The sequence below is a fragment of the Lyngbya sp. CCY1209 genome (assembly GCF_055795065.1).
Genome location: NZ_JAYFER010000486.1, coordinates 1 through 7,468, shown reverse-complemented (window position 1 = coordinate 7,468; position 7,468 = coordinate 1). Strand labels below are relative to the sequence as shown.

The 7,468-nt window shown below is 53.2% G+C and carries 8 protein-coding genes and 1 pseudogene; 4 read left to right on the top strand and 5 right to left on the bottom strand.

Annotated elements, in window-relative coordinates; genetic code table 11:
• Nucleotides 1–135 precede the first annotated feature (135 nt).
• A complete protein-coding gene (locus AC0QHF_RS15430) occupies nucleotides 136–1,086 on the bottom strand; it encodes an ABC transporter ATP-binding protein (protein WP_324705117.1) in 951 nt (316 codons plus the stop codon).
• A gap of 332 nt (nucleotides 1,087–1,418) precedes the next feature.
• Between AC0QHF_RS15430 and AC0QHF_RS15425 the strand changes: the two genes are divergently transcribed.
• Both AC0QHF_RS15425 and AC0QHF_RS15420 read left to right on the top strand, forming a co-directional pair.
• The gene (locus tag AC0QHF_RS15425) at nucleotides 1,419–1,997 is read left to right on the top strand and encodes a nicotinate-nucleotide adenylyltransferase (protein WP_324705116.1); all 579 of its coding nucleotides are present in this window, start codon (nucleotides 1,419–1,421) and stop codon (nucleotides 1,995–1,997) included.
• Between the two features lie 7 nt (nucleotides 1,998–2,004).
• Entirely contained in the window at nucleotides 2,005–2,739 is a 735-nt protein-coding gene (locus AC0QHF_RS15420) for an NUDIX hydrolase (protein ID WP_324705115.1), read from the top strand.
• Nucleotides 2,740–2,950: 211 nt separating this feature from the next.
• Here AC0QHF_RS15420 and AC0QHF_RS15415 read toward each other — a convergent pair whose 3' ends face one another.
• The 3 genes from AC0QHF_RS15415 to AC0QHF_RS15405 form a co-directional block, all read right to left on the bottom strand.
• Complete coding sequence (locus tag AC0QHF_RS15415) at nucleotides 2,951–3,091, bottom strand: KGG domain-containing protein (RefSeq protein ID WP_324705114.1); 141 nt, start codon at nucleotides 3,089–3,091, stop codon at nucleotides 2,951–2,953.
• Nucleotides 3,092–3,334: 243 nt separating this feature from the next.
• A complete protein-coding gene (locus AC0QHF_RS15410) occupies nucleotides 3,335–3,865 on the bottom strand; it encodes a hypothetical protein (protein WP_324705113.1) in 531 nt (176 codons plus the stop codon).
• 1 nt (nucleotide 3,866) lies between these two features.
• Nucleotides 3,867–5,141 (bottom strand): tetratricopeptide repeat protein, encoded by a 1,275-nt coding sequence (locus AC0QHF_RS15405; protein WP_324705112.1) that lies wholly within the window; start codon nucleotides 5,139–5,141, stop codon nucleotides 3,867–3,869.
• A 42-nt stretch (nucleotides 5,142–5,183) separates the two neighbouring features.
• On the opposite strand from AC0QHF_RS15405, the gene rimM reads away from it, so the two are divergent.
• Entirely contained in the window at nucleotides 5,184–5,813 is a 630-nt protein-coding gene (gene rimM / locus AC0QHF_RS15400) for a ribosome maturation factor RimM (protein ID WP_324705111.1), read from the top strand.
• Between the two features lie 152 nt (nucleotides 5,814–5,965).
• Here rimM and AC0QHF_RS15395 read toward each other — a convergent pair whose 3' ends face one another.
• Nucleotides 5,966–6,400, bottom strand: coding sequence for a helix-turn-helix domain-containing protein (locus AC0QHF_RS15395; protein WP_324705110.1), 435 nt, complete (start codon nucleotides 6,398–6,400; stop codon nucleotides 5,966–5,968).
• A gap of 545 nt (nucleotides 6,401–6,945) precedes the next feature.
• On the opposite strand from AC0QHF_RS15395, the pseudogene AC0QHF_RS15390 reads away from it, so the two are divergent.
• Nucleotides 6,946–7,468: pseudogene (locus tag AC0QHF_RS15390) on the top strand (hypothetical protein); the annotation flags it as partial.

Below are 7,468 nucleotides of genomic sequence, written 5' to 3'. Positions count from 1 at the left end.
CTACAGAATGGGCAGGCAGGCGGGGACGCACTGCCCCTACAGAATTGTCAGGCAGGCGGGGACGCACTGCCCCTACATCCGATCGCAAAAAAATCATCATTCCTGTTGCCTGTTGCCTCTTGACTATTGCCTTTTCTAAGATGCCTGTTTGTGTCCGAGTTTAAGGAAAATTGACTCTAAATTATCTTGGGTTGGATGGAATTGGGCGATCGACAAGTTGGCGTTAATGAGCGATCGCAACAAGTTCGCCTGTTCTTCGACACCGCCCGAAAACTGCACCCGCACCTGTTGGGTGCCGGGAAAGATTTCCCATTCCTCAACGCCGGGATAATTCCGCAGTGCGGCAATCAGCGGATCGGGAGATCCCAACATTGAAATTAAAATTTGCTGGTGACTCAGGCGTTGATAGAGTTCTTTGAGGGATGCACTTTCGACCAAATAGCCGAGTTCCATGATGCCGATGGACGTGCAAAAATCCTCCAAATCGCTCAAAACGTGGGAGGAAATTATGATCGTCATTCCGGCTTCCCGGAGGGCTTTGATGATGTCTCGGAACTGTTGGCGGGCGATGGGATCTAAGCCGGAAACCGGTTCGTCTAATAGTAATAAAAGGGGTTCGTGGATGACGGTTCGTCCCAAACTCAAGCGCTGTTTCATTCCCCGCGAAAGGGTGGAAATGAGGCTGTTGCGTTTGTGGGTGAGATCCACCAATTCCAACACATCAAATAGACGGCGCGATCGCCTCGGTTCTTTGAGATTATAAAGGCGGGCGAAATAGTCCAGATAATCCCAAACGGTGAGGTCATCGTAGAGGGGAAAATCGTCGGGGAGATAGCCGATATATTGTTTCAAAGCCGGGTTGCTGCGATCGCGCAACAGCCGTTCTCCCTGGATGTAAATTTCCCCCGTGGAGGGATCTTCGGCCGTCGCCAACATCCGCAACAGGGTGGTTTTTCCCGCCCCGTTGGGGCCGATGAGTCCGTAGACTTCCCCCCGGGCAACTTGCAAATCCATATCGTGGACGGCAACGTGACGGTCAAATTGTTTCGTCAGTCCCCGCGTTTCGATCGCCAATTCTTTAGCCATGACGGGTATTTAAAGTTGGGAATTGCAAAGGATTCATGTCCACTACAGCGATCGCGTCCCCGCTTACGGAAAAATTGAAAATTCGTCGAGAATCGCCAATTTATCCCCGCCGGTGCGGAGATCGAACGGTGCGAACCGGGCGAGATCGGTTGAGGGATATCGCCCATTAGATTAATATAGGTTTGGGATTGAAAATTGATGCACCTAAGTTACCCAATTTTAACCAATTTTTTGACAGGCGGCCCGAAAAAAAAAGGGCGATCGCTCCCCGGAGACTTGCCGCCCGTCGCTTCTGTCGCCATAATAAACAGAGCAATTAGCCCAATTTGTTGATGACCCGAATCGCCCTTTTCGGAACCAGTGCCGACCCGCCCACCGCCGGGCACCAGTCCATTTTGAGTCAACTCGCCCGACGGTTCGATCGCGTGTTGGTGTGGGCCGCCGACAACCCCTTCAAGTCCCACGGGGCATCCCTGGAACACCGTCAGGCGATGCTGGGGGTTCTCATCGAACAGATCGATCCGCCGGGGGATAATATCGTTGTGAAGCCGGAATTGAGTAGCCGTCGCACCATCGAAACCGTTTGTGGCGCCCGCAAACACTGGCCCGACGCCGACTTTACCCTGGTGGTGGGATCGGATTTGGTGACGCAGATTCCCCGTTGGTATAAAATAAAAGATTTGTTAGCCGAGGTTAACCTGCTGGTCATCCCGCGACCGGGATACGACATTCAAGATGGGGATTTGGCGGAACTTCGCGAGTTGGGCGGACGAGTCGCGATCGCGGACTGGCAGGGATTGGATGTCTCCTCGACGGATTTTCGCCAAGCCGGAGATCCGAACCCGATTCCGCCCAAGGTTCAAGCTTACATCGATCGCGAAAATTTGTATCAATCCAGTTTGAGCCGATAACAATGAAATGGCAGAACATCGCCCAAACCAATTGACGAATCACCCCCTGGCGGACTTCAAAGTTGGCGTCGATAACGTCATTTTTTCCATCGATACCGGACAAAATCGCCTGCTGGTGTTGGTGGTGATGCGGCAACAGAAACCCTTTCGCGATCGTTGGAGTTTGCCGGGAACGCTAGTTCGTCAGGGCGAATCTTTGGAGGATGCGGCCTACCGGATTTTAGAAGAAAAAATAAATGTCAAAAATCTCTATTTAGAACAACTTTACACCTTCGGCGGACCCGATCGCGACCCGCGAGAAAGTGCCGACAGCTACCACGTCCGCTATTTGTCCGTCAGCTATTTCGCCCTCGTCCGGTACGAGGAGGCACAATTGATTCCCGAAGGGGTGACGGGGGTGGCGTGGTATCCCATCCAAGATGTGCCCCAACTCGCCTTCGATCACGATCGAATTTTGGAGTACGGCTACCGGCGCCTCCGCAACAAATTGGAATACAGTCCGGTGGCGTTTGAGGTGCTCCCCGAACTGTTCACGTTGGGGGAACTTTACCAATTTTATCTCACCGTTTTGGGGGAGGGTTTTTCAGATTATTCCAACTTCCGCACCCGCCTGCTCAAATTGGGATTTCTCTCCGATACCGGGTTGAAAGCCTCCCGTGGCGCCGGACGGCCCGCCAGCCTCTACCGCTTCGACGCGGAAGCCTTCGCCCCGTTCAAAGATAAACCTTTGGTGTTCGTTTGATATTTTAAAAAGTGCAGTTTTTCCGTTTGGACATTAGTTCCCGAGGGCGCAAGCCAGGGGCCCCTACTCGCTAAAATAATTTTTTTTACAAAAACTACTTTTTGATTCGATAATCAGAAATATAGCAGTACGCATTTAGGTTGGGATATCTTCTCTGTGTTCTCTGTGCCTCTGTGGTGAAAATTCACAACTGTCTTAATATCAGATCCGGTTATTTACCCGCTTCGCGAGCTTCTTCGGAAGAAAATTCGTGAGCCGTTCCCTTTCGGTGGGCTGCTTGACCGCCTTTCCTCGCGATTTCTCGTTGTTTTTCTTCATTCATGGAAGCAAATCCGCGTTCGTTAGTAGCCATCTACTTTTCTCCCGTTTCTAAATAAATATTGATTAACTCGCAACCGTAATGTATCGAACAGGGCGATCGCATCTCTCCAGAGATGCACGTTTTAAACGCAAATTAATCGCCCTGAAGACGGATTAATTTTGGTGATAATTTTCCTCTAAAAACAGCCAATCACGCTCAACAATAAACCGACTTTTCTTTTGACTTGACTCAAAAGATCGAAAATTTGAATTAAATATAACCGAAACTCCGGGTTTAATCTTCGTTTTCATCGTTTACACTAAAATCGGAATCCTTCTCGTCTTCGATGGATAAAGACTGAATGTGAGACTCGATCGCGTCAATTTTTTCCTCGGTCAAATTCACGGCCATCTGAAGTTCGTCGAGAACATCCTGGGCTTCCGACGCCAAATATTCGATGCGATCGCGGATATCCTCTTTGTACCCTTCCAGGGTTTGCCGGCAGATTTGGGCGTGTTGGGCTTCCCGAAAAAACCAAATTAAAATGGTCATCGAAATGGCGCCCGGAACTAAAACCGCCACCAATATCCAAGTGTTGAGAAAGGGATTCAAGCGTCGGAGAGTGTGGTCTACTTCCGACTGGATTAACTGTCGCTGAGTTTGATTGTCCCGGTCGATAAAGGAGGGGTTCTGAACCCGGAAACTCCCTGGCAGTTGGGCGGTTGCAGGCTGATCCGCGATCGCCGACAGTGCCGGCGACGACAACCCCAATATCAGCCAACCGCTCCAAATTAAATAATCAGATTTTTTGTTAAATTTTAGCATCTCAACCGACCAACTCTTGAAACCGACGATCTTCACGGAGCTTATCAAAATCCTTCTCTTTTTTCATAAAATTTTTCACCACGTCCGCATTGATTCGGAGTGCCCGCCGGAGATTTTCGATCGCCAACTCTCGGTTATCTTTGAGGGCGTAGCAGCGGGCTTTGTTGTACCACGTCCGATAAAAGTCGGGCCGAATTTTAGCCGCGCTGTTGAAGGAGGCGATCGCCTCGTCGTACTGCTGCAAATTCATCAACGCCTGACCGCGATTGTTCCAGGCATCCAGATAATCTTCCTTCAATTGGATGGCGCGATCGTAGGAAAAAACGGCGGCTTCGTAATATTTTAACTTCGCCAACGCCACCCCCCGGTTACTCCAGGCGTCGGGATAGTCGGCGCGAATTTGAATCGCCTGTTCGTAGGAAGCGATCGCCTCTTGATACCGCTTCAGCCTGGTCAAAACCACCCCCCGATTGTTCCAAACTTCCGGCAAGTTCGCCTGCAATTTCAACGCCTGGTCGTAAGCGTCTATCGCCTCTTCGAGACGATTTTCCATGAAAAATTTTTCCCCCTGTTTGGCGAACTGCCGGGCCGCCTCCAGGATGCGATCGCCCCCCGGAGGCCGGGGCTGGGTGGGTTGCGGGGTCTGGGTTTCCGGTTCCTCGGGCTTTTCGGGAGTCGGTTCCGGCGTTTGGGCGGCGGGGGCGGGTTCCGCCTCGGTTTCGGGCGACTCCTCGACCTCCGGTTCCGGCAATTGCAGGATCGTCTGCACCTTCAAACTCTCGATCGCCTCGTCGGCCCGGGTGGCATTTTTTTGCAGTTGGTAGAGGGCGGTTTTCGCCTCCCGGATACTCGCTTCGATCTGGGCGATCGCGTCGGATTTCAAACTGTCAATTTCTTGGCGGACCTCAAACACTTGCCGGGTCAATTTGGAGAGCAAAAACCACACCCCGACCCCTGCAATGGTGGGGAGGAGAAACAGGAACACCAAGATCAAATTCAATAACGCCAAAGTGCGGCGAAAAACGCTGTCTACCTCCGTCTGGACGCGATCGCGGAGTTCGGCATCTGACTCTGGTACGGCTTGGGCGACGATCAGGGAATCCGACCCGAAGGCGGGGGGCCCGGCGGCGAGAATTGCCGTCGCGATCGAGAGTAAAATAGAAGCGATCGTCCGATGAGCGTTTCGACTCAAATCGGCTCGCCGTCCCGCGATTTGACGTTTGATGGTCGCCACCATCGGGGAGAAAATGGGGACTCGTCGAGAACTCCAGACCATGACCCGTTCACCCACTATCGGTTAAAATGTTGAAATCTTATCATGTCTGACTGGATTGAGATTGGTAAAATCGTCGCCGCCCAGGGTTTGGGGGGCCAGGTGCGGGTGTATCCCAACTCCGACTTCCCCGAACGGTTTCTCGAACCGGGAACCCGGTGGCTGCAAAAACCCGGAGAGGCGGAACCCCAACCCGTGGAACTGTTGGGGGGGTGGGTGATTCCCGGCAAGGGGCTCTACGCGGTCGAATTGGCGGGGGTGGACAGCCGCGATCGCGCCGAGGCGTTGCGAAATAGTCGCCTGCTGATCCCGGAAGGCGATCGCCCCCATTTGGAGGAGGGCGAATTTTACGTTTTGGACCTGCTGGGGTTGGAAGTGTTCCGCCAATCCGGCCAAGAAGCGATCGGGACCGTGACCGACGTGATTCCGGCGGGAAACGACCTGTTGGAAGTGCAGTTAAATGTCGCCCCCACCGAGGAAGAACTGGCCGCCGACGCGGCATTGCAGGCGAAGTTGGAAAAAATCCCCAAAAATAAACGGCGGAAACGGCATTTTCGCCAAAAAGCGTCCCAACCCAAAACGGTTTTGATTCCCTTCGTCCCGGAGATCGTCCCGGTGGTGGACTTGGAAAATCGCCGCCTGGAAATCACGCCGCCGGACGGTTTGTTGGAGTGAGGGAATCGGTAATCGGTAATAGCAAGTCAGAGATCGGAAGGGCTGCGCTTCCACCGATCCTAAGCGCCATTTGTCGGTGCGGAATGAAACAACCCTCCCCTTGAGGAGGGTCGGGTCGGGTGGGATTATGGAGAGTTCAATTCAAAAGGATTTTAGTGGATGGTCCGTCTTCTGCGCTTGCCTTTGTTGTCGATGTAGCGCTGGACTTCGTCCCGAGAAGTGACCCAGGCTTGAATATTTTTGTCCCAGGTAAATTCCATGTAATGCCGCTTCCTGATGGTCTGGACCCGTTGAAACGAAACATTCAGGATGCGGGCGACATCGGCTTGGCGAAGGCCCTCGAACTGGAGGGAAGATTTGGAGGGAGACGGTTTAAGATCGGGGGGGATATCTAAAGAATTTAACTGATTTTTGAGGACGTTCATGGACAGTTGAGACGGCTGAGAATGTCCGTTTTCCCAGCGGTTGATCGTCTGGGAGGACACCCCCAAGCGCTGGGCCAATTTGCTTTGAGAGAGGCCCAGTTCATGGCGGACGGTACGGAGAAGGGTGGGAATGTCGTTTAAAGCTTGTTCTGAGATAGACATCGAACTTCAGGGGGGGTAGAGGTTTAGAAGGATTCGTCGGGTCTGCCGATCGCTCGGTTCGGCGTTCCCCCGCGTGTCAAATGGAATTGGGGACAACCGAAAACAACGGCAACGATGCAATGGAGACGGTCTCGGCGCGGGAAAACCGCAGGTCAACTCGGACGGGATCGCAGGAGACAACTCATTTCAGACCCTAATTTAAGATTAGAATAAATCGAAAAAAACACCAACAGCAAATTCTCGGAAATCGATCGCTTTTTTGAACATCGACTGTGGCCGATATCTCCGTAAATTTACGGAATTTTAGATTAGGTACGGAAACAAATCGCACTTGTCCCGGAATTTTCTCCGCGTGGCTACCTGCTCCGTCCCCCCGGGCTGAACCACGCCCGCGCCGCCGTCCGTCCGGGACTCGATGGGCGATCGCCACCCGTGGAATTCCCCCTACACCTCGGAGGCCGGGAGTGTCAAATGTTAGAGCAATCTTTCAACCTTGCTCTAAAATGAGTTCTGGACTTGCAGACTCAGTGAAATCAAAAAAACTTATGCCTGTTCTTCGCTATTTAATGGCTGTGGGAGTGAGTGGGGCCATCGTATTCTTCAATATCGGGGGGGGAGAAGCGGTCCCCCCAACCGCCAAAGGAGTCGATGGCGTTTCCGAGTCTCACTCAACCCGAGAGTCAGGTGCCAAACAGAACTCAACGAAATTCCGGGCTTCCGGGAACGCCGAAACTGAGTTATCTGAACACCCTACTCCCGTAGCGTCTCAAAAAGCATCCGATCTGAACCCATCTAAACTCGCCGGTTCGGACTCGGCCGAGAACGCCGCGATCTCGGTTCAAAAGCCGGCCGTCAAATCCGTCGCCGACCCCGCGACCGCCCCATCTCCACCGGGGGCCGCGCCCCCATCGGTCGCCGTCGCCGTCGGGGACAATCTCAGCGGTGAAGAGCCGGCCTCACCGGCACCGTTGGCTCTGGTAGACGAGTTCGTCCCGGAAGTCCCGGATTTGACCCCGCCGGCGCCGCCCCGTCCCCAGGCCGACTCCGCCCCGAAGCCGCCGAGTCAAG